Below are 25,235 nucleotides of genomic sequence, written 5' to 3'. Positions count from 1 at the left end.
AGTCAACACAGAAGGAGGTTCTCATGCGTTGGGTGACGTATGCGACGGACACCGGGGAGCGCGCCGGGGTGATCGGCGGGGACCGGATCCACCCCGTCGCGCCGGGCCTCAGCCTGATCCAGCTCATCGGCCGGGGCGCGGAGGAGCTGCGCGCGGCGGGACAGGAGGCCCTGGCCTCACGGGCGCGGACGGTCCCGCTGGCCGAGGCCAGGCTGCGCGCGCCGATTCCGCGCCCGCCCTCGGTCCGCGACTGCCTGTGCTTCCTGGACCACATCCGCAACTGTCAGCAGGCCGCCGGTCAGCCGCGCACCCTCAAGGACGCCTGGTACGAGATCCCGGCCTTCTACTTCGCCTGCCCCTCGACGGTCGTCGGCCCGTACGACGACGTGACGATCTCCCCCGGCAGCACCTGGTTCGACTTCGAACTGGAGATCGCCGCCGTCATCGGGCCGGGCGGCCGGGACCTCACGCCGGAGCAGGCCGAGCGGCACATCATCGGCTACACCATCTACAACGACTGGTCGGCACGCGACCTGCAACTGCGCGAGGCGCCGCTGGCGATCGGCCAGGCCAAGGGCAAGGACGGCGCGACCACGCTCGGCCCGTACCTGGTCACCCCCGACGAGCTGGAGCCCTACCGCCGCGACGGCAGGCTCGCCCTGCGGGTCGAGGCCACCGTCAACGGCAAGACCATCGGCACGGGCCGCACCGACGCCATGGACTGGAGCTTCGGCGAGGTCGTCTCCTACGCCTCACGCGGCGTGGACCTGGCGCCCGGCGAGGTGTTCGGCTCGGGCACCGTGCCCGGCTGCTGTCTCATCGAGCACCTGTCCCTCGCCGAGCCGGCCGCCTTCCCCGGCTGGTTACGCGACGGCGACGTCGTCGAGCTGAGCGTCGAAGGGCTGGGCAGCACCCGGCAGAGCGTCCGCGCGCCGGCCACGCCGTACCCGCTGAAAGCCCGGCACAACCCCGACCGGCGGCCCGCGCGCCCGCGCGTCAACCGCGCCCCCTCGAAGGTGCCCTACACGCGCGGGCTGCACGAGGTCGGCCCGGGTGTGTGGGCCTGGCTGCTGCCCGACGGCGGGTACGGCTGGAGCAACGCGGGACTGGTCGCGGGGCAGGGCGCCTCCCTTCTGGTGGACACCCTGTTCGACCTGCCGCTGACGGCCGAGATGCTCGGCGCCATGCGCGAGGTCACCGATCGGCACCCGCTCAGCCACGCCGTCATCACCCACTCCAACGGCGACCACACCCACGGCAACCAGCTGCTGGGCGAGCACGTCCCGATCATCGCCGCGGAGGCCACCTGCGCGGAGATGCGGCACGAGATGCCCCCGGAGATGCTGACCGCCACCCAGGTCGTGGACATGGGCCCGGTGACCCCGTACTTCCGCGAACGGTTCGCCGCCTTCGACTTCGGCGGCATCCGCCTGCGGCTGCCCGACCTGACCTATGACGGGCAGCTCACCCTGGAGGTCGGCGGCCGCGAGGTGCGCGTGACCAACCTCGGTCCCGCCCACACCGCCGCCGACTCCGTCGTGCACGTCCCCGACGCGGGGGTGCTGTTCGCGGGCGACCTGCTGTTCGTCGGCTGCACCCCGATCGTGTGGAGCGGCCCGATCGCCGGCTGGATCGCCGCCTGCGACAAGATGCTCGCCACCGGCGCCGGCACGATCGTCCCCGGTCACGGCCCGGTCACCGACCCCGACGGGATCCGCGCGGTGCGCGGCTACCTGGCCCACGTGGTCGAGCAGGCCGACGCCGCCCACGCCCGCGGCCTGTCCTTCGCCGAGGCGCTTCAGGCGGTGGACCTCGGCGAGTACGCCACCTGGCTGGACTCCGAGCGGATCGTGGTCAACCTCCACCGCCGCTACCGCGACCTCGACCCCGCCGCCACACCCGAGATGGGCCAGCTGACGCTGATGGCCATGATGGCGGAAAGGGCGCTGTCGTGAGGCTGCCGACCAGCGCGCACACCTGCCGGCCGTGGCGCATCCACGAGTTCGCCGGCGACTTCTCGGTGCAGGACGTGTGGTCCTTCCGCACGCCCGGGGCAGGGCCCGGCGACTTCCCGGTGATGCTCGCGGCGCTGCGCGAGCACGCCGGGCTGACCAACCAGCCCCAGCCGGTGAAATTCCTGTTCGACCTGCGGTGGAAGCTCGGCGCGCTGTTCGGCTGGGACGAGCCGTCGGCCGGCGTCGGCCGGCGGGTCTCCTCGCTGCGTGAGCGCCTGCCCGGCGACCTGCGCGACGCTCCCCGCGGCCCGGACGACGACGACATGCCCCTCAAAGCGGTCTACGAGCTCGACACGGAGGCCGCGCGCGAGCTGGCGAACAAGACCGTGCACACCGTGATGCACCTCGGCTGGGTCCAGGGGGCCGACGGCGAGCACGAGCTGCGCATGGCCGTGCTCGTCAAGCACAACGGATGGTTCGGGCGGCTCTACATGGCCGCCATCGCACCGTTTCGCCACCTCATCGTCTACCCGGCCCTGACCCGGCGATGGGAACAGGCCTGGCGCCGGCGCCACGACCACGAACAGGAGAGCGGACGATGAACGCCAGGAAGCGGCTGCTGCGCTGGGCGAGCGGCATCATGATCGCGCTGGGAGCCGGGCACCTGTCCCTGCTGGCGATGACCTCCTGGCAGGACGTCACCGGCTGGGTGGATCGGGGGATCTGGGCGGCCGTCCCGCTCGACCTGTCCGACGGTGCCGTCAAGACGGCGCGGTCCCTGCAGAACGCGGTCACCTTCTGGGCCGGTCCGGGAAGCTTCGCCGTCCCCCTGGTCCTCCTGGGGTGCCTGATCTGGGGCCTCGCGGGACGCGGGGTGGCCGTGCCGGCCTGGATCGGCTGGAGCCTCGCGGTGTGGTGCGTGCTGGGCGGCGTCCTGCTGGTGCCGTCCCCGTACTTCGCCGGGACCGTCGCGGGGGCGCTCGTCGTCCTGGCGGCGCGCGGGAAGGACCGGCCGGCCCCGGCGTGAGGCTCGCCCGCGGCCGGGCTGCTCTACGCTGACTGCGGACAAGGGCGACGGGAGAGGGGTTTTCGCGTGCGGGCCGGTGACGATGCTTCACGCGCTGCTTCGCTGGACGCCGTCCTTGAGCGCATCACCTACGCCAACGAGGAGACCGGCTACACCATCGCCCGCGTGGCCACCGAGCGCTCCGGCTCGGAGCTGCTGACCGTGGTCGGCCCCCTGCTGGGCGCGCAGGTGGGGGAGTCGCTGCGGCTGAGCGGACGCTGGACCTCCCACCCCCGCTACGGCCGCCAGTTCGAGGTGTGGTCCTACACCACCGTGCTGCCCGCCACCGTCCAGGGCATCCGCCGCTACCTCGGCTCGGGCCTGATCAAGGGGATCGGCCCGAAGATGGCCGAGCGGATCGTCGACTACTTCGGCACCGACACGCTGGAGGTCATCGAGACCACGCCCGAACGCCTGGTGGAGGTGCCGGGCCTCGGCCCCAAGCGGACCAAGATGATCGCCGCCGCCTGGGAGGAACAGAAGATCATCAAAGAGGTGATGATCTTCCTGCAGGGCGTCGGCGTGTCCACCTCGATCGCCGTGCGCATCTTCAAGGAGTACGGCGAGCAGTCCGTCACGGTCGTGCGCACCAGCCCGTACCAGCTGGCCGACGACGTGTGGGGCATCGGCTTCAAGACCGCCGACACCATCGCCCAGGCCGTCGGCATCCCGCACGACAGCCCCGAACGCGTCAAGGCCGGCCTGCGCTACACCCTGTCGCAGGCCGCCGACGACGGCCACTGCTACCTGCCCGCCCCCAACCTCGTCGCCGACGCCGTCAAGATCCTGGACGTGCCCGCGGCGCTGGTCACCACCTGCCTGGACGAGCTGGTCGCCGCCGAGGGCGTGGTACGCGAGGAGATCCCGGCCGGCGAGGGCGTCGTGCCCGCCGTGTACCTGCCGCCCTTCCACCGGGCCGAGCTGTCGCTGGCGGGCGGACTGCTGGGGCTGCTGCGCGGGGGACACGACCGGCTCAAGGCGTTCGCCGAGGTCGACTGGGAACGCGCCGAGACGTGGCTGGCCGCACAGACCGGCGCCGAACTGGCCCCCGAGCAGCGCCAGGCCGTCCGCCTGGCGCTGACCCACAAGGTCGCCGTGCTGACCGGTGGCCCCGGCTGCGGCAAGAGCTTCACCGTCCGCTCCATCGTCACCCTGGCCCGCGCCAAGCGGGCCCGCGTCATCCTGGCCGCCCCCACCGGCCGCGCCGCCAAGCGCCTGGCCGAGCTGACCGGCCACGAGGCCACCACCGTGCACCGGCTGCTGCAGCTGCGCCCCGGCGGCGAGGCCACCTTCGACCGCGACAACCCCCTCGACGCCGACCTGGTCGTGGTGGACGAGGCGTCCATGCTCGACCTGCTGCTGGCCAACAAGCTGGTCAAGGCCGTCGCGCCCGGCTCGCACCTGCTGTTCGTGGGCGACGTCGACCAGCTTCCCTCGGTCGGGGCGGGCGAGGTGCTCAAGGACCTGCTGGCCGCCGACGACATCCCCCGCGTGCGGCTCACCCAGATCTTCCGCCAGGCCCAGGAGTCGGGCGTGGTCGTCAACGCCCACCGCGTCAACACCGGCCGCCACCCCGTCCTTGAGGGCATGAAGGACTTCTTCCTGTTCCCCTGCGAGGAGCCCGAGGAGATCGCCCAGCTCACCGTGGACGTCGTCGCCCGCCGCATCCCCCGCAAGTTCGGCCTCGACCCGCGCCGCGACGTCCAGGTGCTGGCCCCCATGCACCGCGGCGCCGCCGGCGCCGGCGCCCTCAACCTCGCCCTGCAGGAGGCGCTCACCCCCGCCCGCGAGGGCATGCCCGAACGCCGCTACGGCGGACGCGTCTTCCGCGTCGGCGACAAGGTCACCCAGCTGCGCAACAACTACGACAAGGGCGCCGCCGGCGTCTTCAACGGCACCGTCGGCGTCGTCACCGACCTGCGCCCCGACGAGCACAAGCTCACCGTCCTGACCGACGAGGACGAGCACGTCGAGTACGCCTTCGACGAGCTCGACGAGCTCGCCCACGCCTACGCCGTCTCCATCCACCGCTCGCAGGGCAGCGAGTACCCCGCCGTGGTCATCCCGCTGGCCACCAGCGCCTGGATGATGCTGCAGCGCAACCTGCTCTACACCGCCATCACCCGCGCCAAGCGGCTGGTGGTCATCGTCGGCTCGCGCCGCGCCCTGGCCCAGGCCGTGCGCACCAGGGGCGCCGGGCGGCGCCACACGAGCCTCACCCACCGCATCTCGCGCGGCTGACCCGCAGGTTCACTCTTTTACCCGGACTTGACCGTGCGCTGACCTGCGGGTGACTGCAACAAGTGATCGAAATGTGACCGAACTCTCCCAAATGAATCCGCGTCATACATGCATCAGCATTAAGGTTTTTTGGGTGCAGTTTTGACTTGCTGCCATGGGGGAGAGGACCGTCTTGAACATCGCGTCTGGTTGGAAGAAGCCCACCGCGGGCATGGCGCTGCTCGCCGCAGCCGCCCTGACGGCTTCGTGCTCGAGCGGCAACGCCGCCACGGGCAACGCCGGCGCGCCCGAGGTCACCACGTCCGCCACCCCGCAGGCGCCGACGATCACCATATCCCCCGCCGAGGGCAGCGCGAAGGTCAGCCCTGACAAGAAGATCGTCGTCACCGCCTCCGGCGGCACGCTCGACGACATCACCGTCCAGGGCGAGGACGCCCACGAGATCACGGGCACCTTCAACGCCGACAAGACCCGCTGGGTCTCCAAGGGCACGCTCAAGCCCTCCACCGACTACACCGTCACCGCCAAGTCGGGCGTCACCACCGCCACCAGCGCCTTCACCACCGTCAAGCCCGAACGGCCGCTGCAGGTCGCCGACGTGACCCCCAACGCCAAGGGCGAGACGCTCGGCGTCGGCGCGCCCATCATCGTCACCTTCAACCAGCCGGTCACGCAGAAGGCCAACGTCGAGCGCGCGCTGAAGATCGAGGCGGAGAAGCCGGTCAAGGGCGCCTGGCGCTGGATCAACGACACCGTCGTCATCTACCGCACCGCCACCTACTGGCCGGCCCACCAGAAGATCACCTTCACCGCCGACATCGAGGGCGTCAAGGCCGGCAAGGGCACCTACGGCGTCAAGGACTACACCGCCAACCTCAAGATCGGCGCCAAGGTCATCAGCAAGGTCAACACCCGCACCCACATGATGTACGTCTACAAGGACGGCAAGCGGGTCAAGACCATGCGCATCAGCGCCGGCATGGCCACCACCCGCGAGTACACCACCACCTCCGGCGTCCACCTCACCATGGAGCGCGGCAACCCCGTCCGCATGATCTCGCCGGGCCGCAAGAAGGGCGACCCCGGCTACTACGACGTCATGATCAACCACGCGGTCCGCATCTCCAACTCCGGCGAGTACGTCCACGCCAAGGACAACGTCTGGGCGCAGGGCGTGCGCAACGTCAGCCACGGCTGCGTCAACGCCCGCCCCGACCAGGCCAGGTGGTTCCACGACACCATGCAGCGCGGCGACGTCGTCGACATCACCGGCACCAACCGCGAGCTGGAGTGGAACAACGGCTGGGGCTTCTGGCAGATGCCGTTCTCCGAGTGGAAGAAGGGCAGCGCCCTGTAACCCGCCCGGGCACGCCCGCCCGGCCCCTCCTGCCTTGCCGCCGCGGAAAACTCCGGCGGCCGGCACGCCGCGTACACGATGTCGACCACGGCCTTCCCGCACAACGCGCCACCCCCGCGCCCAGCGCCACCGCACTGCCGGGACGGGCGCGCGATGACGCGGGGGTGAGCTCAGCCGCCCGGCCGTCCCCCTCGCCGCGCAGGATGACCAGGTAGGCGGCACCCTGTTCGTGCGGCGCGGGGGAACAGGTCGAGCACCGGGCCGCCGGTGAAGCCTTCGTCCGGCAACGGCGCCGACGCCGTCATTCGTTCACTCGGTCACCGTGGCGGGCTCGGTCAGGAAGGGACGCACCTCGAGCCACTCGTGGATCGGCTCGCCGTCCGCGCCCGGAGCGGCGGACAGCTCGGCGGCCAGCTCGAGCGCCCGCTCGTAGCTGTCGACGTCGATCATCATCCAGCCGGCGATCAGGTCCTTGGTCTCGGCGAACGGGCCGTCGGTGACCGGCGGACGCCCCTCGCCGTCGTAGCGGACGAACGTGCCCTCCGGGGAGAGCGCCTGAGCGTCGACGAACTCGCCGGTGCCCTCCAGCCGGGCGGCGAAGTCACGCATGTACTGAAGGTGGGCCGAGACCTCCTCCGGTGTCCACTGGTCCATCGGCACGTCGTTGACCGCCGCCGGCGCCCCCCGGTAGTGCTTGAGCAGCAGGTACTTGGCCATCGTCGTTCTCCTTCGTGCGGTACGGCCCATGGTGGCCGGTGTTCACCGCGGGGACGGAGCCACGCGCGGGTTCTCGACATCCCCCGCGACTTTTTCCGAGGAGCGCTCTGTGATGTACCCAAGTCAGCACGTGACGATCACAGGTGGGCGGTACCAGGACGTTGACGCTATCGGGGGGCCAGCACGCAGAACTCGTTGCCGTCGGGATCGGTCATCAGCACCCGGCCGCCCTCACCCTGGCCGGCGTCGATGCGCGTCGCCCCGAGGGAGACCAGACGGTCGACCTCCGCCTGCTGATCGGTGTGCGCGGGCGGAGCCAGGTCGAAGTGCAGCCTGTTCTTGCCGTGCTTCGGCGCCACCGGCGGACCACCCCAGGTGATCTTCGGGCCGCCGTGCGGCGAGCGGATCGCGGTCTCCTCGTCCTGGTCCCAGACCAGCGGCCAGCCCAGCGCCCGGCTCCAGAAGTAGCCGACCTCCTGCGAACCGTCGCACGCGAGCGCTCCGACGAATCCGCAGTCGGCCAGGAACTTGTTGCCGGGCTCGAGGACGCACAGCTCGTTGCCCTCGGGGTCGGCGAGCACCACGTGACCCTCCTCCGGGCGTTGCCCGACGTCGATGTGCCGCGCGCCGAGTTCGAGCGCCCTGGCCACCGTCTGCTTCTGGTGCTCGAGGGAGGTGCTCGTCAGATCGAAGTGCATCTGGTTGGGGACGGTCTTGTTCTCCTGGGCCGGAAGAAAACGGATCTGGAACCCGGTGTCGTCGGTCGGCAGGATCGTGACGCCGTCGTGGGGGTCGCCGGCCGTCTCCCAGCCCAGGAGCCCGGCCCAGAAACGGGCGAGACGGAGGGGGTCGCTCGCGTCGAAGCAGAGCGCGACGAGCTGAGAGGTCATCTGGTGTCTCCAATCGGCCGGCTTCGAGACGCAACAGGGCATGGCCTGCTGGCGCATGACGCGGGCAACGCTAGCTCGCGCCAGGACTGTCACGCCAACGCTTTAAGACCGGCCGGGAGAGGCCTGGACGCTCAGCGGCGCAGCGCGGTCTCCTGCTCGATCCGGGAGAGTTTGTCGGGGTTGCGGACGGCGTAGAGGCCGGTGATGAGGCCGTCGTCGACGTGTGCGGCGATGACGGTGTCGATCTGGTCGCCGAGCCGGACGACGAGGGCCGGGTGGCCGTTGATCTGCGCCAGCCGCAGGGACGCCGCAGGGTCGATTCTGCGCAGCCGGCGGGCCACCGTGTCGGCGCCTATGACGGGGGCGAGCGCGGCTTGCCTGATGCCGCCGCCGTCGCTCAGCAGGACGACGTCCGGTGCGAGGCGGTCGAGCAGGTGTTGCAGGTCGCCCGTCTCGATCGCCCGCTGGAAGGCCTGGAGCGCGTCGCGGGCCTCGGCCGGGGAGGCGGTGCCGCGGGGGCGGCGCGCGGCGACGTGCGAGCGCGCCCGGTGGGCGATCTGGCGCACCGCGGCCGGGCTCTTGCCGACGGCTTCGGCGATCTCGTCGTAGCCCAGCTCGAACACCTCACGCAGGACGAACACCGCCCGCTCGGTCGGCTGCAGCGTCTCCAGCACCAGCAGCATCGCCATCGAGACGCTGTCGGCCAGTTCGACGTCCTCGGCCACATCGGGTGTGGTCAGCAGCGGTTCGGGCAGCCAAGGGCCGACGTAGGACTCCTTGCGCCGGCCGAGGACGCGCAGCCGGGCCAGCGCCTGCCGGGCGGTGATCCGGACCAGGTAGGCGCGCCGGTCCCGCACGGGGTCCAGATCGACGCCCGCCCACCGCAGCCAGGTCTCCTGCAGCACGTCCTCGGCGTCGGCGGCCGAGCCGAGCAGCTCGTAGGCGACGGTGAACAACAGGTTGCGGTGGACCAGGAACGTCTCGGTGGCCCCGTCCATACCGCCGGCGGGCGGCTCGGCGGGGTCCATCATCGGCTCGCTGCGTTCACTCAAGGCCGCCTCCTGTGCGCTTCCAACCTGTCACACGCACAAGATGCCGGTTCCCGCCGTTTTGTGACACTCGCGGACGGTGGCGCATGTCACACACCCCCGCCGTCACAGGTGCCGGGTCGCCGGCATCTTGTGGTCGTTCAGTGCGGCAGCACCCACCACCCCACGTGAGGACGAAGTCATGGGACCCCGTATCGACCTGCTCGCCAACGAGCTCGGCGCCAGGATCGGCAAGCGGTTCGCCGGCGTCAGCCTGGCGATCGAGCAGTCGTCACTGTCGAAGAGCACGGTGGAGCTGGTGAGCCTGCGCGCCAGCCAGATCAACGGCTGCGGCTTCTGCGTCGACTACCACACCAAGCAGCTCGCGGCCGCCGGGGAGAGCGCGGTGCGCGTCAACCTGGTCGCCGCCTGGCGTGAGAGCAGCGTGTTCACCGACGCCGAGCGGGCCGCGCTGGCGCTGGCCGAGGAGGGCACCCGCCTCGCCGACGCCCACCACGGCGTGTCCGACGAAACCTGGGCAACGGCGCGCGAGCACTACGACGAGGACCAGATCGTCGCCCTCGTCTACCTGGTCGCGATGATCAACGCGGCCAACCGGCTCGGCGTGATCGCGCGCAACCCGGGAGGCTCCTACGAGCCGGGCATGTTCGCCGGCCTGACGAACTGATCGGCAGGAGGCAGCCCCAGCGGCGGGAAGGCCGTCATCGGCGGCGCCGCCGCTCGCCCGGCGGCGACGTGGCCCCCTTGCCGGGCGCTGTCGGCGACCGGGGGCGTGGGACGGCCCAGGGTCAGGTCGCCGTCCAGGGCCGCAGCTTGTCGGGGTTGCGCACCCCCCAGATGCGGGTGATCCGGTCGCCCGCGACGTCGAACGCGAACACCGCCACGGTGACGCCGTCCTGCTGAGCCACGAGCCCGGGCTGGGCGTTGACCGTGCGCTCCAGGATCGTCAGGTCGGGCGCCTTGCCGGTGACGTCGATGAGGTAGCGCGCGATCTGCTCGGCGCCTTGGACGGGGTGCAGCACGGCGCTGACCAGGCCGCCGCCGTCGCCGACCGCTGTGGCGTCGGGGGCCAGCAGGCCGATGAGGGCTTCGATGTCCTTGGCCTGCCAGGCCTGCTTGAAGTCCCTGACGACGTCGGCGCGCTGGGCCGCCGGGGTCGCGGGTGCACGGGAGGCGCGGATGCGGCGGCGGGCGGAGGAGGCGAGCTGGCGGCAGGCCGCCGGGGTGCGGCCGACGATGCCGGCCACCTCGGCGAAGGAGTAGCGGAAGACGTCGTGCAGGACGAACGCGACGCGCTCGGCCGGGGTCAGCGATTCGAGCACGACGAGGAAGGCCATGTTGACCGACTCGTCCAAGGTGACCCGGTCGGCCGGGTCGGCCGTGGTGTCGCCCGGCCGCCCCGCGATCCACTCCGTGCGATCGGGCAGCGGCTCGGGGACCCATTCGCCCACGTAGCTCTCGCGCCGGGCCCGCGCGGAGCCGAGCACGTCGAGGCAGATGCGGCTGGCGACCGTCGTCAGCCAGCCGCCGGGGGAGTCGATGGCCCGCTGCTGGTGGGGGGCCATGGCGTACCAGCGGGCGTAGGTTTCCTGGACGACGTCCTCGGCGTCGGCCAGGGAGCCGAGCAGCCGGTAGGCGAGATTGATCAGCTGGCGCCGCTCGCTCATGATCGCGCTCAGGCTCGGATCGAGCCGGCTGTCCGCGGGCTCGGCAGGGGTGGTCATGGTGTGGCCGGCTTTCCTCGGTCGCGTGTCTGTCGCGTGTGCTCTCACCTGTACGACGAGACGGTCCCCGGGAATGTGAGTCCGTGCGCCGGCAAGCTGACCGGCGACCACGTCCTCGACTCCACCCGTACAAGGAGCGGCTTCGTCGCCCGGCACAACGCTCTCGGGCTGCTGGAGGCGAGCGGCAAGACGATCAGCCGAGGACGAACGGGAGCCGGGCGGCCAGCTCGCCCAGCGCGGCCTTCTGCGCGCCGGTCGGGGCACGCCGTCCGGTGCCGACCAGCAGCGCGTCCTCGTCGGACAGCGACGCGGGGAACGCGGCCCCGGCGATCTGTTCCAGCATCTGGCGGGAGCGGGCGAGCCCCTGCGCCGGCGGCCGCGCCGCGTGCGGGAGGTGCGCGACCAGGTCGAGGTGGTGCAGCGTCCACTCCATGACGTACGCCAGGAGGTAGTCGCCCGCGGTGATGACCTGCTCGCGGGTGGCGACCCGCAGGCCCGGGTCGGCCAGTGCGGCGGCGCGGCCGGCGGCGGAGCCGAGGTCGTCGAGGTGGAACTTCAGCAGCCGGGGCTCCTCGTAGGCGGCGGCCAGCCGGACGGTCAGCGCGTCGAGCGGGTCCTCGCCGCTCGGCGGCGTGCCGGTGACCTCCCAGTAGGTCACCGCGTCGCGGGTCGGCTCCGTCTCGGCGGGGGTGGCCAGGGTGATCAGGACGTCCTGGGCGTCGATGATCAGGTGGCACACCAGGTCCCGGACGAGCCAGCCGCCACAGCCGGACGGCTGGGCGAAGTCCTCGTCGGCGAGCGCGGCGACCGCTGCGCGCAACGCCGTCCACGAGCGTGAGAAGAGATCCACATCGGCACGGTAGTGCGGTGCCGCGGGGGCGGACAAGCACCCCGGCGGACAAGCACCCCGGCGGCCGGGCTGCCCGAAGGTGGGCTGCCCGAAGGTGGGCTGCTCAGGCGAGCACGGCGGGCTTGAGCACCTGCCGGCACCACTGCCGGAAGGTCGTCGGGCTCGCCGTGCCCGGGGTGCGTTCCACGCCGTTGTCGAGGCCCTCGTCCTTGGCGCGCATCATGTCGATCATGCCTTGGACGAACGCCTCACCGAGGCCGTGGCCGGCCAGCGCGGCGCCGAGGTCGTCGAGCGACCGCCGCCGGTAGCCGATGGGCCGTTCGAGCACCTCGGACATGATGCGCGCCATGTCGTCCGGCGAGAGGTCCTCGGGGCCCAGTACCGCGACCTCGCCCGTCCCGCTCCAGGACCGGTCGAGCAGCAGACGGGCGTCGACGCGGCGCTGCGGCGGGTGCATGAGGCCGCTCGGGGCCTCGAACGGCTCGTCGTCACCTTCTCGGCGGGGCTGCACGTGTCGGAGGCGATCCGTTCGTTCACGGCGAGGCACCCGCAGGTGGAGATCGACCTCGTCCCGTCGCTTTGGTGGGAGCGGGACGCGCCGCTGCGCGACGGCCGGGCCCACGTCGGCTACCTGCGGCGGCCCTTCGAGGAGTCGGGGCTGCGCATCATCCCCATCGGTCACGATCCGAAGGTCGCGTGCCTGCCGGTGACACACCCGCTGGCCCGCCTCCGTACCCTCACCTCGGCCGACCTCGACGGCGAGCCGATCCTCGACGCGCGGACGCGGCGGACGTCCTCGCTGGAGGAGAAGTTCGAGCTCATCGCCTCCGGGCGCGGCGTCGGGCTCGTCCCGCGCAGCGTCGCGCGCTCCTCCTCACGACCCGACCTGCTCTGCTTGCCCGTCACGGACGCCACGCCCTACGAGACCTGCCTGGCGGTGGCGGAGGACAGGCGTGAGCGGCGGGTGCTGGACTTCCTGGAGATCGCCACCACGACACTGCGCCGGCCCTCCGGCAGCCCTGCCCCACAGTGAACGGCCGACGTGGCCTCACTCTCCGGCGGCCGGCCCAGGGTCCGCCCGCTGCGCCGTGATCTCACGGCCGGCCCAGGTCAGCGCCACGTCCCCGCTCGGCTGGAAGTCCAGTTCCACTTCACCCTTCATCCTGGCGAAGAACCGCGATTCGGACATGGGGCGCAGCTCGGTCCTGGCCAGTCCGTGGACCTCGGCCATGAGCCGCTCGCCCTCCCGGGTGATGTCCATGGTGGAGGCGCGTCCCGCGTAGCGCATGCTGTAGCGGCCGACATACCGGTCGAGGACGGCCGGGTCGAGCGGGACGAAGACGCGTGCGCCGGGCAGCTCGTACGGCTCGCCGCGGGCGATCGCGGCCAGTCCTCGCTCGATGGCGGAGAAGGCGGCGTTCTCGAAGTTCGACAGCACGCAGACGAACAGGTCGTCGCGTTCGTAGCGGGCCGAGATGCTGACGAAGCCGATGGTCCCGCCGGCGCTTTCGACCCGGCCGGGGCTCACCGAGCAGCCGTAGCCGTAGGCCGTGCCGTCCGCCTCGACATGGGGGGTGAACAGGTCGGCGAGCGGGCCGGGTGGCAGCAGGCGGTGGCGGCCCCGGTCGAAGCGGTACAGGTCCTCGACCGTCGAGTGGAGCGCGCCGGCGGCGTCCTGGTTGGAGTTGTCGAGGTGGGGGGTGGGGGTGATCCGGCCGTCGGCGCAGATGTAGCCGCCGGCCTGGCCCTTGACGAGGTGTCCGCCGTCGTCCAGGCCGCTGCGGTGCATGGCGAGCGGGGTGAGGACGTGCCGGCGCAGGTACTGGGCGTAGGTCAGGCCGGACAGCCGCTCGATCACCTCGCCGAGAAGGACCCAGCCGGAGTTGCTGTAGCTCATGCGCTCCCCGGGTTCGAAGAGCGGCGGCCGGTCCTTGAAGTCGTCGATGAGCTGTCGCCGGGTGCGCGGCGTCCCCATGATGCGGGTGAAGCCCTCCGTGGTGACGTAGTCGGGGATGCCGGAGGTGTTGGTGAGCAGGTGGTGCAGGGTGATCCGGTCGCCGCGCGGGTAGCCGGGCAGGTGCTCTCCGATCGGGTCGTGCACGCGCAGGCGGCCGCGTTCACGCAGCTGCAGGATCGCGATCGCGGTGAACAGCTTGGTCTGCGAGCCGATGCGGAACGCCGTGGCGGGCGTGTTGGGCACGTCGTGCTCGTGGCTGGCCAGGCCGTACCCCTTGCTGAACAGGACCCGCTCGCCGCGCGCGACCAGCACCGCGCCGCTGAATCTGCCGAGTTCGGTGTAGGCGCTCACCAGCGCGTCCATCCGGCGTCGTAGGAAGAGCATGTGTACTCCAGTTTGCTTATTCAAGTTTGACTATCAGAGCACGGGGTCGCTGATATGGTCAACCTTGACTATCCCGTGGAGGTGTTGCGTGTCCTCGACCCGCCTGCTCGTCCTGGGCCTGCTCAATGAGGGGCCACGGCACGGCTACGAGATCAACCAGATGGTGAGCGCCGGGGCGCTGGAGCAGTGGACCGACGTCAAGCCCGGCTCGATCTACCACGCGCTGGCCAAGCTGGAGGAGGAGGGGCTGGCGCGCACCCACGCGCAGGAGCGCACGGGCGACCGGCTCAGGCGTGTCTACGCCATCACGGCCGAGGGCCGCCGCACGCTGCGCGACCTGCTGCGCAAGGCCCTGGCCGCCCCGCCCCACTCCGCCCGCTCCGACTTCGCCCTGGCGCTGCGCTGGCACACCCAGCTGGACTCGGGCGAGGCGCGGGACCTGGTCGCAGCCTCCGCCCGGGACCTGGAGGAAAGGCGCGCGGTCCTGGCCGCCGGACGCGAGGCGAAAGCGGGCTTGTCACCGCTGGCCGACGCCCTGTTCGCCAACGCCGAGGCGCATCTGGCGGCCGACGCCCACCTCCTGGCCGACCTCCAGCGACTGCTCGACGCTCAGGCGGCGCGCCGATAGCGGCAGCGGCCGCCGTCGTCCGCGAGCGCGCCCGGCGCGAGCACGCTCACGGCGAGCATCCCTCGGCGATCCATCGGGCGAACAGGTCGACGTGCTCGGCGGGCCAGGCGCCGTCGCAGGGCATGCCGCCCTGGCGCAGCCGCCGCAAGATGGCCTCGGCGTGCTCGGCGACGTCGTCGTGCGACCACAGGTCGAAGGCGAAGCTCATCGACGTGCGGTCCATCGCGCGAAACAGCGGCTTGATGTGCTCGGCGAAACCGACCTGATGGCCGGGCGCCGGGATCGCCACCTGAACGGGTGGGGCGGGTGGCGCCAGGGCGGAGACGCGGGAGCCGGGCCTGGCCTCGCACACCCACCACCATCGGGGCACCGGCATGTGCGGCGCAGGCGCCGCGCCGGGCTGGGAGTTCTCCAGCGCGATCCTCGATCCCCATTCGATGTAGCCGGCGAAGGCGGCCCGAAACTCCGGGTCGGTGGGCAGTGCGGCGTCGTCGGCGGCCAGGCTGATGAGCTGCGCCCAGCGGGCTCGCCATTGTTCGGTCAGGGCCTTGCCGGCGTGCTCGGCGACCATGTGGTCGTAGCCGCCGTACTGTTCGGTGTAGAGCTTGGGGCCGCCGAACGTCTCCGCGAGCCACGCGGCGACGCGTTCGGGATGGTCGGGTGACATCCGGGCGAACAGGGGAGCGAGCAGGTCGTCCTGCGGGACGTACTTCTCGTAGAAGATGTGCGTCATCCGCCTCAGCGCCGGCAGGCCGCCGGCCCATTCGAACAGCGTGGGCTCCGGCGACGGCGGCGGGTCGGCGAAGCCCACGTAGTAGTGCATGCCGCTGCACAGCGGCTTGTTGCGGGAGTGGCCGCACCGGCACAGGCTGTAGTGCTCCCGGGAGGCGTCGCCGTCGAGCGGGAGGCCGCCGGTGATCCGGTAGGGGCCGTCCTTGGACACCTCGATGGCGGGCTCGCGTCGCGGGCCGGGCACCTGGTGAGCGTCGATGACGGCGCCGAGGGCGCCGGACGGGCACGCGCGCACGGCCCGGACGATCTCGTCGGCCCGGCCGCCGCTGGGCGCCACGAACGGCTCCTCACCCACCCGGAACACCGCGGGCAGCCGATCGGTGCACAGGCCCGAGTGGGCACACACGCCACGGTTGTCCAGCACGGTGACCTGCACGCCTTCGAAGGTGTCGAGCCGGTCGGGCACCCTGGCGGGGTCCTTGGCGCCGCTGAACCCGGCACGGGCATGGCTGCCGTCGCACAAGGGCTTGGTGGCGGATCGGCCGCATCGGCACAGCGCCATCTGCGGGAACGTCTGGACGGGCTCGCCCAGCCAGGTGGTGACCCGGGAGACGTTGGTGACCAGGTACGGGCCGTCGGTGGCGACGTCGATGCCCGGTTCCAGCCCGCCCTGGATGGCGGCGAGCTCCGAGATCCGCTCGCCCAGGCGGCCGGCGTCCTCGGCGAACAGGCAGGCCAGGTGCTGCAACGCGGCCGTGGCCTCGATGAGGCCCTGGTGCGCGCCGGGCATGGCGCGCAGGCGCGTGGCGTCCTTGGCCAGCTCCCACAGGCGCCCGGCGGGGGAGCCGTCCTCGGTGATCGCCGGCTCGTCCTCGGAGACCGCCGCGCTCAGCGGCCTGATGACGGTTTCGGCAAGGGGCTCGCCCGGCGCCAGATCGCGGTTGAGCAGGCGGGCGCGCGCCAGCAGCTCGGCGGTGTTCATCGGGCTGCGAACCTGGCGTCGTAGTGCTTCATCTCCTCGATGGCGGAGAAGAAGGGCTTGACGGCTGCGAAGAACTCGGCGAAGCGGGGGCTGCGGCGAAAGCCCTGCTCGTGGCCCTCGATGGAGTCCCATTCGATGCGCACCGTGTAGTGCTCGGGCTCCTCGACGCCGCGGGCGACCTCGTAGGCCAGGCAGTGCGGATCGTCGTCGAGCACGCCGGATGCCCTCTTGTAGGCCTGCTCGAACTCCTCGGCCCGGCCGGCGGGCACCGTGTAGCGGATGTATTCGATGACCACGGGGGGACTCCTTTGTAGAGTGAAGTCTGGGAAGACTTTCGTTACATTACAGCATTGTAATGAAACAGGTGGGGGCATGACACGCAAGACCGGGCGAACGCGCGACGCCAGCATCGACGACCGGATCCTGGCCGTCGCCCGGCGGCACCTGGCCGTCTACGGCTACGAGCGGATGTCACTGGCCGCCGTCGCCCAAGAGGCGGGCACCACCCGCCCGGCCCTGTATCGCAGGTGGCCGGGCAAGGCGGAGCTCGCCGCCGCCGCAGTGGCGAGCATGACCGAGGAGCAGCAGCCCAGCCCGCCGGCCGACCCCTACACGGCGCTGGTCGCCGAACTGGCCGACTTCGAACGCGGCGTCTCCCGGCCGGGCCGGCTCTCGCTCGTCGGCACCATGCTCCAGGACACCACCGAACCCGAGGTGCTCGCCCGCTACCGCGCCCGCGTGATCGCCCCCCGGCGCCGCCGCATCCTCGCCATCCTCCGCTCGGCGCAACAGGCCGGCCTCATCGACGCCGACGCCGACCTGGAGATCGCCGTCACCATGTGCACGGGCAGCTGGTACGGCCGGGCGCTGGCCGAACCCGCCCCGCCGCCCCGCTGGCCGGAGCGGACCGCGGCCCTCATCTGGCGCGCCCTCGGCGGCCACCGACCGCCCACGTAGACCCTTCCCCGCCGCCCGCTGTGGCGCAGGTCACCTCGGCGAGCTGTCACAAGAACCGCGTCGCCGGCATCTTGTGGGCAACGACCCGCCGGCGACCGCCCGGCCGGTCGGCACAACGCGGAAGGAAACATCATGAGCTCAGCGCTGGAAACCCTGCGCCGCGACTTCGGCGGCGACATCATCGAACCGGGCGCGGCGCAGTACGCAACGGCCGGCCGCTCGCTGCCGGCCGCCGGGACTCCCGCCTATGTGCTGCGGCCCACCGGCGTCGGGGACGTGCGGGCGGGGGTCAGATTCGCCGCCGGCGCCAACCTCGCCCTGTCCGTGCGGGGCGGCGGCCATGCCTTCGCGGGCTTCGGCACCAACGACGGCGGCGTCGTGATCGACCTTCGCGAGCTCGCGAACGTCGAGGTCATCGACAAGGAACGACACCTGGTGCGCATCGGCGGCGGCGCCACCTGGGGCCAGGTCGCGGCGGCACTGGCCCCGCACGGCCTGGCGATCTCCTCGGGCGACACCAGGAGCGTCGGCGTCGGCGGGCTGACGTTGAGCGGCGGCATCGGCTGGAAGGTCAGGAAGTACGGCCTGGCCCTGGACAACGTGGTCGCCGCGCAGGTGGTCACCGCCGGCGGCGACGTCGTGCGTGCGAGCGCGCAGGACAACCCGGAGCTGTTCTGGGCGATCCGCGGCGGCGGCGGCAATGCCGGCATCGTGACCGCCTTCGACTTCGCCGCCCACCCGACGACGGACGTCTTCCACGGCAGGATCGTCTTCCCGGCGGCGGAGCTGGCCGGCGTGCTGCAGGGCTGGGCCGACCACCTGCGCACCGCCCCCGAGGAGCTCACCTCCATCGCCGGCTTCGCCAACCCGTTCGCCGGCGGGCCCGAAGCGCCGCTCGAGATCCAGGTCGCCTTCGACGGCGACGACCCGCGGCCGGCGGCCCGGGCCATCGACCCGATCCGCGCTCTGGGCACGGTGATCGACGACGATGTCACGCTCAGGCCGTACGCCGACACCCTCGCCGACGGCGCGACCCCGCCGCCCGGCATCCGGCTCCTCACCCGCAGCGCCTTCGTCGAGCGGCCCTCGGTGCCCGAAGTCCTTCGAATCCTCGCCGAGGCGGGGAGAACGCCGGGGTCGCCGTTCATCTGCGTGCGCAGCGTCGGCGGCGCGGTGTCCCGGGTGCCAGGCGAGGCGACCGCTTACGCGCACCGTCAGGCGGAGTTGATGGTCGTGACCACCACCGCCGGCCCGCAGCCGGTCGTCGAGGCCGCCCGTCCCGGCCTGGAAGCGATCTGGGGCAGGCTCGCGCCGCACGTCAACGGCGCCTACGCCAACTTCCTCTCCACCGCCACCGAGGAGGACGTCGCCGCGATCTACCCGGCGCGGACCTATCAGCGGCTCGCGGCGGTCAAGCGGCAGTACGACCCCGGCAACCTGTTCGCCGGCAACCACAACGTCCGGCCTCACTGATCAGGCGACCGCCGGCCGCCGGCACCCCCTCCTAGACCAGGTCTTCCGCGTCGATGGTGGCGCGGCCGGCCAGTCGTTCGTAGCGCTGCCTGGCGGCCTGCGGCGTGCCCAGCCCGAGCCCGAACGCGATGTCCTGCCAGGTCATGCCGCGGCCCCGCGCCATCTGCAGGAGCCCGGCCTCCAGAGCGTCCAACTCGCCGCGGACCAGGTGCAGCAGGCTCCAGGATGGACCTGCCGGCGGCGCTGCTCATCGGTGGCCGCGTGCCGCTGCGCGATACGCCACAACGACGCGTGCACGCGCTGGGCGCGCGCCTGCGGGCCGGTTCAGCCGGCGGGCATAACCTGGCCGGCCCAGGAGGCCAGCAGCCGCAGCGCGGCGTGCGAAGGCGACCCCTCGTCCGCGGTGTGCACGACCAGAGCCAGCCCCGGCTCGTCCGGCAGCCGCAGGGTCTCATAGGCCAGCTCCAGCTCACCGACCACAGGATGCCGGTACAGGTACCGCCCGTGCCCTTTGTCCTTCACCTCGTGCTCCGCCCACAACTCCCGAAACTCCGCACTCGCGGCCGACAGCTCCTTCACCAGGACCGCCGTGGACGGATCGGCGGGCCAGCGACCGGCATCCAGCCGCAGGAAGCCGACGATGTCACGGGTCCGCTGCGACCAGTCGGCGTACAGCCGGCGTATGCCCTCATCCAGGAAGGTCATCCGGGCCATGTTGCGCTGCTGCGCATCCAGCGCACCGAAGTCGGTGATCAGCGCGGCGGCCACCCGGTTCCAGGCCAGCACGGTGGTGTTGTGGTCCACCAGATAGGCCGGCACGTCATCGATCGACCCCAGCAGCCGCGCGATCCCCGGACGCAGAGGCGGACGCCGGACGGCCTCGGGCGCCCCGGCCGGGTCCGGCCGCGCCAGACGGTGCAGGTGCGCCCGTTCGGCGTCGTCCAGCCGCAGCGCCCGCGCGACCGCGTCCAGGACCTCCGCCGAGAAACGCAGGCTACGCCCCTGCTCCAGCCGGATGTAGTGGTCGACGCTGACCCCGGCCAGCTGCGCCAGCTCCTCCCGCCGCAGTCCCGGGACACGACGCCGCTGCCCGTAGGCCGACAGCCCGAACTCCTCCGGACGCAACCGGGCCCGCCGCGAGCGCAGGAACTCGCCCAGCTCGGCACGTCGATCCACCACCATGCCCCCCAGTATCGCGGCCGCCGGCCGATGCTGCCTGGTCACGGCGTGCCCAGGCACCACCTGGCCCTGGCTGCCCCGCCACCACCGGCCCGACAGTGGAGCACGCCGGAACGGCTCCGGCACCGCCACGGGCGAGCAACGCCCCTGCCGGTCACCCCACAAGGGAGCACACCCACCGTGACCTCTTCCCACCTGCCCCTGCAGCGGCTCGGCCGCACCGACATGACGATCACCCGCGTGGGCTTCGGATCGTGGGCGGTGTCAGGCTCAGGCTGGCGATTCGGCTGGGGCGCCACCGACGACGCCGAGTCGATCGCCGCCATCCGCCACGCCGTCACCTCCGGCGTCAACTGGATCGACACCGCCGCCGTCTACGGCCTGGGCCACTCGGAGGAACTGGTCGGCAAGGCCGTCGCCGACCTGCCCGAGACCGAACGCCCGTACCTGTTCACCAAGGCCGGCCTGGTCTGGGACCCGGACAACCCGTCGGCCGCACCCCGGCGCATCATGAAGCCCGCCAGCGTCCGCCGCGAGCTCGAAGACTCGCTGCGGCGGCTCGGCGTCGACCACATCGACCTGTACCAGGTGCACTATCCCGACACCGGCGAGTCGCTGGAGTACGCCGGCGGCGGGTTCGGGGCGCTCTCACCCAACGCCACGCCGCTGGAGGAGTACTGGCAGGTCATGGCCGAGTTGAAGGCCGAAGGCAAGGTCCGGGCGATCGGGCTGTCCAACCACACCCCCGACCTGCTCGAGGCCGCCGAGCAGATCGCCCACGTCGACGTCATCCAGCCGCCGTTCTCCGCGATCAACCGGTCCGCGGCCGCCGAGATCGCCTGGGCCCACGCCCACGACACCGGCGTGATCGTCTACTCGCCGCTGCAGTCCGGGCTGCTCACCGGCGCCTTCTCCGCCCAGCGCGCGGCGAACCTGCCCGCCGACGACTGGCGCCGCGCCCACCAGGACTTCACCACCGGCCTGCCCGCCAACCTCGAGCTCGCCGGCGCGCTGCGCCCCATCGCCGAACGCCACGACGTCGGCGTGGCCGAGGTGGCCATCGCCTGGGCGCTGGCCTGGCCCGGCGTCACCGGCGCGATCGTCGGAGCCCGCAAGCCGGCCCAGGTCGACGGCTGGATCGGCGCCGCTTCGGTGGAGTTGACCCGCGCCGACCTCGACGAGATCGCCGCGGCAATCACCAGCTCCGGCGCGGGGACCGGCCCCGCCCGCCCGTGACCACAGAAAAGAGCCACAGAAGAGACCACAGAGAAGATCACGCCATGTCCGTCTGGGTCATCGCCGAGTACCTCGCCGCTCCCGGCCGGCACGACCGGCTCCGCACGGCACTGGAAGCCATGATCGAACCGTCCCTGGACGAACCCGGCTGCCTGGCCTACCAGCCCTACGCCGACCCCAACGACGGCGCCCACATGCTGACCGTGGGGCAGTGGACCGGCCCGCGAGCCCTGGCCGAGCACCTCGCCACCGCGCACTTCCAGCACGCCGAACAGGTCCTGCGGCACGTCCTCGCCCAGCCCGCCACCATCCGCAGGCTGATCACGTTCCCCGCCGCCTGAACCAGGGGCCGCCCAGGGCGACCAGGGCGGCCCCGCACCGCGCCACCGCAGAAGCCTCCGCCGGCTCCGTCAAAGCCCGGCCACGCTACGGCGCAGCACCATCCCCGGCCACTCGCCGACCTTGAACGGCGCCTCCCTGGCAAACCCCCACTCCTCATACCAGCGCACCAGCCGCCCGTCGCCACCGGCGTAACAGTCCACCCGCAGCACCTCCACCCCCCGCTCACCGGCCTCGGCCAGCGCCCGGTCCAGCAGCGCGGCCCCCACACCCGACCCGCCGAAACGCCGATCCACCACCAGCGCCTGCACGTACAACTCCGGCACGCCCGCCGGCTCCACGTACACGGCGGGGGAGCCCACGCTCACGCACCCGGCCGGCCGGCCGCCCACCTCGGCGATGCGCAGCCCGCCGCCGTCCGCCCACTGCCGCACCTGCTCCGTGCGCCGCTCGTCCCCGGTGAACGGCCGCTCACCCCACTGACCCGTGATGCCCCGGCTCACCAGCCACGCCACCGCGCTGTCGAACATCGCCAGCACCGCCGCCACGTCCCCGGCACCACCCGGCCGGATCCGCACCCCGCTCACGCCGCCCCCTCCAGCGCCGCCCCCTCCAGCGCCGCCCCCTCCGGCGCCGACCTCTCCGGCGCCGCAACCGGCCCCCACGCCGCCCGCGCCGGCGCCGACGCGCCGGCGGGGGAGAGGGGCTCAGGCAGCGTCACCGGCGTCTGCGCCATGAACCGCGGCCGCCTCCACCCTGACCGCTCCCGTGGCGAGAGCCCGATCCGCTCCCACAACAACCCCCGTGCCTCGTCGCCCACCTCACCCGGCGCCACGCCCTCCACCTTGACGAACCCGTCGGCGACGAACCGCTCCACATCCACCACACTCATGCGCCGCACGCTAGCAGCGCCGTCCACCCATTTCTCCGACCACGACCCGATGGGGATGTGGCCCGCCCGCCCCCGCGACGATCCCCCCAGGGACCCCACACCGAAGGAAGCGGGCGGAACACACCCGAGGCGAGATCAGCCCGCGGCCACGTACTCGTACGCGCCGGCCTCGATCCGCCCGTCCTGCCCGACCGCCACACCGTCCAGGTCGACGTCGTTGAACTTCGTCACCCCCAGCCCGATCGCCGGGCTGGTACCCAGCAGATGCAGCGGCCGGTTCGGGTCGAACTTCGGGTCCTTGCGCACGTTGGCCGTCCCCGCCGACATCTGGAACTGCCCGCCGTAGAAGACGTTGTGGTCATGGGCGGTGAACGCCGCTCCGGCGTAGGCGATCTTCTTGGCCGCCACCACGATGTTCTGCGACAACGTCAGATGCTGGTTGGTGCAGCTCGCGTCACACACCACGCCCTCGGAGTCGGCGTTGGGCAGGTACATCGAGTTGTTGCGGAACACCGTGCCGAACACCGGCCCGTTGGTCTCGATCCGCCCGTCGTCGTGCACCGGGCCCCGCGTCACCAGACCCGACCGCGTCCGCGACCCGTAGATCGCGTTGTACTCGAACACGTTGCCCGACGTGCCGTCCGGGTCGTTGCTCGTGCCGTCGTCCTCACGGCTCGTGCCCAGCTCGGTGAACGTGTCGTTGTCCACGGCGAGATTGTGGTGCACCCGGTTGCGCGACCCCATGAAGATCTCCACTGCGGCGCCGTCGAAGACGTAGTCGTAGCTGAAGGCCACCGACCCGCTGATGGTGTTCCACCCGATGTTGGAGTCGTCGCCCTGCACCAGCACCGCGAACGCCCCCGAGTCGTCGTTGGCGTGCTCCTCCTTCGGCGTCAGCTTGCTCATGTGGTTGTTGTCGACGAAGTCGTTGTTCGTCACCGCCGTGTACCGCGCCGAAGTCTCGATGTACACCCCCGCCGCCGCACCGGTGATGAGGTTCTTCTCCACGACGTTGTCGTCGCCGCTCACCTTGATCCCCGCCCACGAGCAGCGGCCCTGGTCACGGCTCACCCCGACCTGCAGGTTGTAGACCTCGATGTTGCTGCCGGTCAGGGCCACGCACGCCTCGTCGTCGCCCATCACGATCGGCGCGGCGCCCGTGCCGTAGGCGTCGACGACGATCGGCGCGGCCGCCGTTCCCGAGCTCTTGATCTCCAGCTGCCCCGACCACGAGCCGCCCCGCTTCAGCAGCAGCTTCGAACCGGGCGCCAGCGACGCCGCCGACGCCTTGGCCAGCGTCTTCCACGCCGTGGCCGCCGAGGTGCCGGCGGCCGCGTCGTTGCCGGCGGCGCTGTCGAGGTAGTAGACGGTGGCCGCGGCCGGCGCGGGGGAGGCGGCGGCCGTCGCGGCGCCCGCTCCGGCGAACACGACCACCAGCGCCGCCGCCGCGGCGCCCAGGGCTTTCGAGGTCTTCGAGGTCTTCGAGGTTAAGCCAGACATGGGGATTCAGCCTCCTGAACGAAGATCATCCAGCTTGAGGCTGCCACCATAACGGCAAAAAGTGACCAATATCGAGACTAGCGGTCAACCTTTCCGCACACCCGGAAAACCAGCCGGGGGACAGGCACCACCCCGCCCCTCACACCAGCGCCAACTGCTCCCCATCCCGGCGCCCCCGCCCCACCGGCTCGCCCGCACCACACGCCATCCCGTACACCCGGCACAACTGCTCGATCTGCCCCGTGATCCGCCGCTCGTACTCCGGCGACGGCAACCCCGCCCCGTCGTACAACTCCTCATACCGCGCCACCAGCCCCGGATGCGCCTCACCCAGCCACTGCAGATACCACGACCGCGTCCCCGCCGGCAGCCGCAACACCACCGGCTCCACCGCCACCGCACCCGCCGAAGCGATCCGCCGCACCGTGGCCGCCAACTGATCGGCCGCGTCACTGAGCAACGGCAACACCGGCGCCATCAGCACCCGGCACTGCACCCCCGCCTCCACCAGCGCCGAGACCAGCTCCAGCCGCGCCTGCGCCCCCACCGCGCCCGGCTCCACCGCCCGCCGGATCCGCTCGTCCACGAACGCGATCGACACCGCCACCCGAGCCCCCGCCCGCGCCAGCACCTCCGCATCCCGCACCACCAGCGGACTCTTCGTATAGACCGTGAACGGCACCCCCGCCTCACCCAGCGCCCGCACCACCCCCGGCATCAACCGGTAGGTCCGCTCCGCCTCCTGATAACAGTCGCCCCCGACCCCCACCGCCAGCGGCTCACCGTCCCAGCGCGCCAGCTCCGCCCGCAACCGCTCCACCACGTTCGGCCGCACCACGATCCGCGTGTCGAAATCACGCCCCGCATCCAGCCCCAACCGGCGATGCCCCCCACGCGCCCCACACCCCCGGCACGCGTGCGCACACCCCCGATACGGGGAGACCCCCCACCGCTGCGACACCCCCGCCGTCACGGGCAGCCGCTCGATCACCGTGCGCGCCTGCATCTCCCACAACCCACCCCGCAGCACCGCACGCCGCTCGAACAGCGGACGATCATCAACCGCGTCCACCAGCGAAAGCGCGTCCCAGCCCACACCACCCAGTGGAACACGCATTCGACTCCCT

Annotated in this window: 27 protein-coding genes; 12 read left to right on the top strand and 15 right to left on the bottom strand. The window is 71.9% G+C overall.

Going from position 1 to position 25,235, the window contains the following annotated elements:
• Positions 1 to 23 precede the first annotated feature (23 nt).
• The 5 genes from AB0H81_RS02320 (at position 24) to AB0H81_RS02300 (ending at position 6,619) form a co-directional block, all read left to right on the top strand.
• Positions 24 to 1,955 carry a fumarylacetoacetate hydrolase family protein gene (locus AB0H81_RS02320; protein ID WP_358368030.1) on the top strand — a complete coding sequence of 644 codons (1,932 nt, stop codon included), beginning with the start codon at positions 24 to 26 and terminating at the stop codon, positions 1,953 to 1,955.
• The gene (locus tag AB0H81_RS02315; protein WP_358368027.1) at positions 1,952 to 2,557 is read left to right on the top strand and encodes a DUF2867 domain-containing protein; all 606 of its coding nucleotides are present in this window, start codon (positions 1,952 to 1,954) and stop codon (positions 2,555 to 2,557) included. Before AB0H81_RS02320 ends, AB0H81_RS02315 begins: the two co-directional genes overlap by 4 nt.
• Positions 2,554 to 2,982, top strand: a complete 429-nt coding sequence (locus AB0H81_RS02310) for a hypothetical protein (protein WP_358368024.1) — start codon at positions 2,554 to 2,556, stop codon at positions 2,980 to 2,982. The genes AB0H81_RS02315 and AB0H81_RS02310 overlap by 4 nt, the downstream gene beginning before the upstream one ends.
• A gap of 66 nt (positions 2,983 to 3,048) precedes the next feature.
• Entirely contained in the window at positions 3,049 to 5,262 is a 2,214-nt protein-coding gene (locus tag AB0H81_RS02305) for an ATP-dependent RecD-like DNA helicase (RefSeq protein ID WP_358368022.1), read from the top strand.
• Positions 5,263 to 5,434: 172 nt separating this feature from the next.
• Positions 5,435 to 6,619 carry an Ig-like domain-containing protein gene (locus AB0H81_RS02300; RefSeq protein WP_358368019.1) on the top strand — a complete coding sequence of 395 codons (1,185 nt, stop codon included), beginning with the start codon at positions 5,435 to 5,437 and terminating at the stop codon, positions 6,617 to 6,619.
• Positions 6,620 to 6,928: 309 nt separating this feature from the next.
• Here AB0H81_RS02300 and AB0H81_RS02295 read toward each other — a convergent pair whose 3' ends face one another.
• From AB0H81_RS02295 to AB0H81_RS02285, 3 genes are all read right to left on the bottom strand, one after another.
• Positions 6,929 to 7,336, bottom strand: a complete 408-nt coding sequence (locus AB0H81_RS02295; protein ID WP_358368017.1) for a YciI family protein — start codon at positions 7,334 to 7,336, stop codon at positions 6,929 to 6,931.
• Positions 7,337 to 7,503: 167 nt separating this feature from the next.
• On the bottom strand, positions 7,504 to 8,226 hold the full coding sequence (locus AB0H81_RS02290) for a VOC family protein (RefSeq protein ID WP_358368014.1): 723 nt from the start codon (positions 8,224 to 8,226) through the stop codon (positions 7,504 to 7,506).
• Positions 8,227 to 8,357: 131 nt separating this feature from the next.
• The gene (locus AB0H81_RS02285) at positions 8,358 to 9,254 is read right to left on the bottom strand and encodes an RNA polymerase sigma-70 factor (protein WP_358368156.1); all 897 of its coding nucleotides are present in this window, start codon (positions 9,252 to 9,254) and stop codon (positions 8,358 to 8,360) included.
• A gap of 202 nt (positions 9,255 to 9,456) precedes the next feature.
• Here AB0H81_RS02285 and AB0H81_RS02280 point away from each other — a divergent pair, with 202 nt between their 5' ends.
• Positions 9,457 to 9,942 carry a carboxymuconolactone decarboxylase family protein gene (locus AB0H81_RS02280; RefSeq protein ID WP_358368011.1) on the top strand — a complete coding sequence of 162 codons (486 nt, stop codon included), beginning with the start codon at positions 9,457 to 9,459 and terminating at the stop codon, positions 9,940 to 9,942.
• A gap of 121 nt (positions 9,943 to 10,063) precedes the next feature.
• Here the strand turns inward: AB0H81_RS02280 and sigJ are convergent, their stop codons facing one another.
• The 3 genes from sigJ to AB0H81_RS02265 all read right to left on the bottom strand — a co-directional run bounded on the left by sigJ (position 10,064) and on the right by AB0H81_RS02265 (position 12,306).
• Complete coding sequence (gene sigJ / locus AB0H81_RS02275; protein WP_358368008.1) at positions 10,064 to 10,999, bottom strand: RNA polymerase sigma factor SigJ; 936 nt, start codon at positions 10,997 to 10,999, stop codon at positions 10,064 to 10,066.
• A gap of 193 nt (positions 11,000 to 11,192) precedes the next feature.
• Complete coding sequence (locus AB0H81_RS02270) at positions 11,193 to 11,849, bottom strand: maleylpyruvate isomerase N-terminal domain-containing protein (RefSeq protein ID WP_358368005.1); 657 nt, start codon at positions 11,847 to 11,849, stop codon at positions 11,193 to 11,195.
• Positions 11,850 to 11,952: 103 nt separating this feature from the next.
• Positions 11,953 to 12,306 carry a hypothetical protein gene (locus AB0H81_RS02265; protein WP_358368002.1) on the bottom strand — a complete coding sequence of 118 codons (354 nt, stop codon included), beginning with the start codon at positions 12,304 to 12,306 and terminating at the stop codon, positions 11,953 to 11,955.
• On the opposite strand from AB0H81_RS02265, the gene AB0H81_RS02260 reads away from it, so the two are divergent.
• A complete protein-coding gene (locus AB0H81_RS02260) occupies positions 12,301 to 12,882 on the top strand; it encodes a LysR family substrate-binding domain-containing protein (RefSeq protein WP_358368000.1) in 582 nt (193 codons plus the stop codon). The two genes, AB0H81_RS02265 and AB0H81_RS02260, sit on opposite strands and share 6 nt — an antisense overlap.
• Positions 12,883 to 12,897: 15 nt before the next feature.
• Here AB0H81_RS02260 and AB0H81_RS02255 read toward each other — a convergent pair whose 3' ends face one another.
• Entirely contained in the window at positions 12,898 to 14,190 is a 1,293-nt protein-coding gene (locus AB0H81_RS02255; RefSeq protein WP_358367997.1) for a serine hydrolase, read from the bottom strand.
• 88 nt (positions 14,191 to 14,278) lie between these two features.
• Between AB0H81_RS02255 and AB0H81_RS02250 the strand changes: the two genes are divergently transcribed.
• On the top strand, positions 14,279 to 14,818 hold the full coding sequence (locus AB0H81_RS02250) for a PadR family transcriptional regulator (RefSeq protein WP_358367995.1): 540 nt from the start codon (positions 14,279 to 14,281) through the stop codon (positions 14,816 to 14,818).
• Positions 14,819 to 14,864: 46 nt separating this feature from the next.
• Here AB0H81_RS02250 and AB0H81_RS02245 read toward each other — a convergent pair whose 3' ends face one another.
• Together AB0H81_RS02245 and AB0H81_RS02240 are read right to left on the bottom strand one after the other, a co-directional pair.
• Entirely contained in the window at positions 14,865 to 16,532 is a 1,668-nt protein-coding gene (locus AB0H81_RS02245; protein WP_358367992.1) for a CDGSH iron-sulfur domain-containing protein, read from the bottom strand.
• Positions 16,529 to 16,828 (bottom strand): antibiotic biosynthesis monooxygenase family protein, encoded by a 300-nt coding sequence (locus AB0H81_RS02240; protein ID WP_358367990.1) that lies wholly within the window; start codon positions 16,826 to 16,828, stop codon positions 16,529 to 16,531. Before AB0H81_RS02240 ends, AB0H81_RS02245 begins: the two co-directional genes overlap by 4 nt.
• A 76-nt stretch (positions 16,829 to 16,904) precedes the next feature.
• On the opposite strand from AB0H81_RS02240, the gene AB0H81_RS02235 reads away from it, so the two are divergent.
• Together AB0H81_RS02235 and AB0H81_RS02230 are read left to right on the top strand one after the other, a co-directional pair.
• The gene (locus AB0H81_RS02235) at positions 16,905 to 17,489 is read left to right on the top strand and encodes a TetR/AcrR family transcriptional regulator (protein ID WP_358367987.1); all 585 of its coding nucleotides are present in this window, start codon (positions 16,905 to 16,907) and stop codon (positions 17,487 to 17,489) included.
• Between the two features lie 132 nt (positions 17,490 to 17,621).
• The gene (locus tag AB0H81_RS02230; RefSeq protein WP_358367985.1) at positions 17,622 to 18,962 is read left to right on the top strand and encodes an FAD-binding oxidoreductase; all 1,341 of its coding nucleotides are present in this window, start codon (positions 17,622 to 17,624) and stop codon (positions 18,960 to 18,962) included.
• Positions 18,963 to 18,993: 31 nt separating this feature from the next.
• Here the strand turns inward: AB0H81_RS02230 and AB0H81_RS02225 are convergent, their stop codons facing one another.
• On the bottom strand, positions 18,994 to 19,155 hold the full coding sequence (locus tag AB0H81_RS02225; RefSeq protein WP_358367982.1) for a hypothetical protein: 162 nt from the start codon (positions 19,153 to 19,155) through the stop codon (positions 18,994 to 18,996).
• A 131-nt stretch (positions 19,156 to 19,286) separates the two neighbouring features.
• On the bottom strand, positions 19,287 to 20,144 hold the full coding sequence (locus AB0H81_RS02220) for a helix-turn-helix transcriptional regulator (RefSeq protein ID WP_358367979.1): 858 nt from the start codon (positions 20,142 to 20,144) through the stop codon (positions 19,287 to 19,289).
• 177 nt (positions 20,145 to 20,321) lie between these two features.
• Between AB0H81_RS02220 and AB0H81_RS02215 the strand changes: the two genes are divergently transcribed.
• Both AB0H81_RS02215 and AB0H81_RS02210 read left to right on the top strand, forming a co-directional pair.
• Positions 20,322 to 21,377 carry an aldo/keto reductase gene (locus tag AB0H81_RS02215; RefSeq protein ID WP_358367977.1) on the top strand — a complete coding sequence of 352 codons (1,056 nt, stop codon included), beginning with the start codon at positions 20,322 to 20,324 and terminating at the stop codon, positions 21,375 to 21,377.
• A gap of 44 nt (positions 21,378 to 21,421) precedes the next feature.
• On the top strand, positions 21,422 to 21,718 hold the full coding sequence (locus tag AB0H81_RS02210) for a putative quinol monooxygenase (protein ID WP_358367975.1): 297 nt from the start codon (positions 21,422 to 21,424) through the stop codon (positions 21,716 to 21,718).
• Positions 21,719 to 21,787: 69 nt separating this feature from the next.
• Here AB0H81_RS02210 and AB0H81_RS02205 read toward each other — a convergent pair whose 3' ends face one another.
• From AB0H81_RS02205 to AB0H81_RS02190, 4 genes are all read right to left on the bottom strand, one after another.
• Positions 21,788 to 22,303 carry a GNAT family N-acetyltransferase gene (locus AB0H81_RS02205; protein WP_358367973.1) on the bottom strand — a complete coding sequence of 172 codons (516 nt, stop codon included), beginning with the start codon at positions 22,301 to 22,303 and terminating at the stop codon, positions 21,788 to 21,790.
• Complete coding sequence (locus AB0H81_RS02200) at positions 22,300 to 22,608, bottom strand: hypothetical protein (RefSeq protein WP_358367971.1); 309 nt, start codon at positions 22,606 to 22,608, stop codon at positions 22,300 to 22,302. The genes AB0H81_RS02205 and AB0H81_RS02200 overlap by 4 nt, the downstream gene beginning before the upstream one ends.
• 135 nt (positions 22,609 to 22,743) lie before the next feature.
• Positions 22,744 to 24,108 (bottom strand): hypothetical protein, encoded by a 1,365-nt coding sequence (locus AB0H81_RS02195; RefSeq protein ID WP_358367968.1) that lies wholly within the window; start codon positions 24,106 to 24,108, stop codon positions 22,744 to 22,746.
• Positions 24,109 to 24,247: 139 nt separating this feature from the next.
• The gene (locus AB0H81_RS02190) at positions 24,248 to 25,225 is read right to left on the bottom strand and encodes a radical SAM protein (protein ID WP_358367966.1); all 978 of its coding nucleotides are present in this window, start codon (positions 25,223 to 25,225) and stop codon (positions 24,248 to 24,250) included.
• Positions 25,226 to 25,235 lie beyond the last annotated feature (10 nt).

The sequence above is a fragment of the Nonomuraea sp. NPDC050691 genome (assembly GCF_040654455.1).
Lineage (GTDB): Bacteria > Actinomycetota > Actinomycetes > Streptosporangiales > Streptosporangiaceae > Nonomuraea.
This window is presented reverse-complemented; position numbering and strand designations above follow the sequence as displayed.

Coding starts and splice junctions, on each gene's coding strand:
- AB0H81_RS02320 (WP_358368030.1), top strand. CDS start 24: ATGCGTTGGGTGACGTATGCGACGGACACCGGGGAGCGCGCCGGGGTG.
- AB0H81_RS02310 (WP_358368024.1), top strand. CDS start 2,554: ATGAACGCCAGGAAGCGGCTGCTGCGCTGGGCGAGCGGCATCATGATC.
- AB0H81_RS02295 (WP_358368017.1), bottom strand. CDS start 7,336: ATGGCCAAGTACCTGCTGCTCAAGCACTACCGGGGGGCGCCGGCGGCG.
- AB0H81_RS02290 (WP_358368014.1), bottom strand. CDS start 8,226: ATGACCTCTCAGCTCGTCGCGCTCTGCTTCGACGCGAGCGACCCCCTC.
- AB0H81_RS02285 (WP_358368156.1), bottom strand. CDS start 9,254: ATGGACCCCGCCGAGCCGCCCGCCGGCGGTATGGACGGGGCCACCGAG.
- AB0H81_RS02280 (WP_358368011.1), top strand. CDS start 9,457: ATGGGACCCCGTATCGACCTGCTCGCCAACGAGCTCGGCGCCAGGATC.
- sigJ (WP_358368008.1), bottom strand. CDS start 10,999: ATGACCACCCCTGCCGAGCCCGCGGACAGCCGGCTCGATCCGAGCCTG.
- AB0H81_RS02265 (WP_358368002.1), bottom strand. CDS start 12,306: ATGCACCCGCCGCAGCGCCGCGTCGACGCCCGTCTGCTGCTCGACCGG.
- AB0H81_RS02255 (WP_358367997.1), bottom strand. CDS start 14,190: ATGCTCTTCCTACGACGCCGGATGGACGCGCTGGTGAGCGCCTACACC.
- AB0H81_RS02245 (WP_358367992.1), bottom strand. CDS start 16,532: ATGAACACCGCCGAGCTGCTGGCGCGCGCCCGCCTGCTCAACCGCGAT.
- AB0H81_RS02235 (WP_358367987.1), top strand. CDS start 16,905: ATGACACGCAAGACCGGGCGAACGCGCGACGCCAGCATCGACGACCGG.
- AB0H81_RS02230 (WP_358367985.1), top strand. CDS start 17,622: ATGAGCTCAGCGCTGGAAACCCTGCGCCGCGACTTCGGCGGCGACATC.
- AB0H81_RS02220 (WP_358367979.1), bottom strand. CDS start 20,144: ATGGTGGTGGATCGACGTGCCGAGCTGGGCGAGTTCCTGCGCTCGCGG.
- AB0H81_RS02210 (WP_358367975.1), top strand. CDS start 21,422: ATGTCCGTCTGGGTCATCGCCGAGTACCTCGCCGCTCCCGGCCGGCAC.
- AB0H81_RS02200 (WP_358367971.1), bottom strand. CDS start 22,608: ATGAGTGTGGTGGATGTGGAGCGGTTCGTCGCCGACGGGTTCGTCAAG.
- AB0H81_RS02195 (WP_358367968.1), bottom strand. CDS start 24,108: ATGTCTGGCTTAACCTCGAAGACCTCGAAGACCTCGAAAGCCCTGGGC.
- AB0H81_RS02190 (WP_358367966.1), bottom strand. CDS start 25,225: ATGCGTGTTCCACTGGGTGGTGTGGGCTGGGACGCGCTTTCGCTGGTG.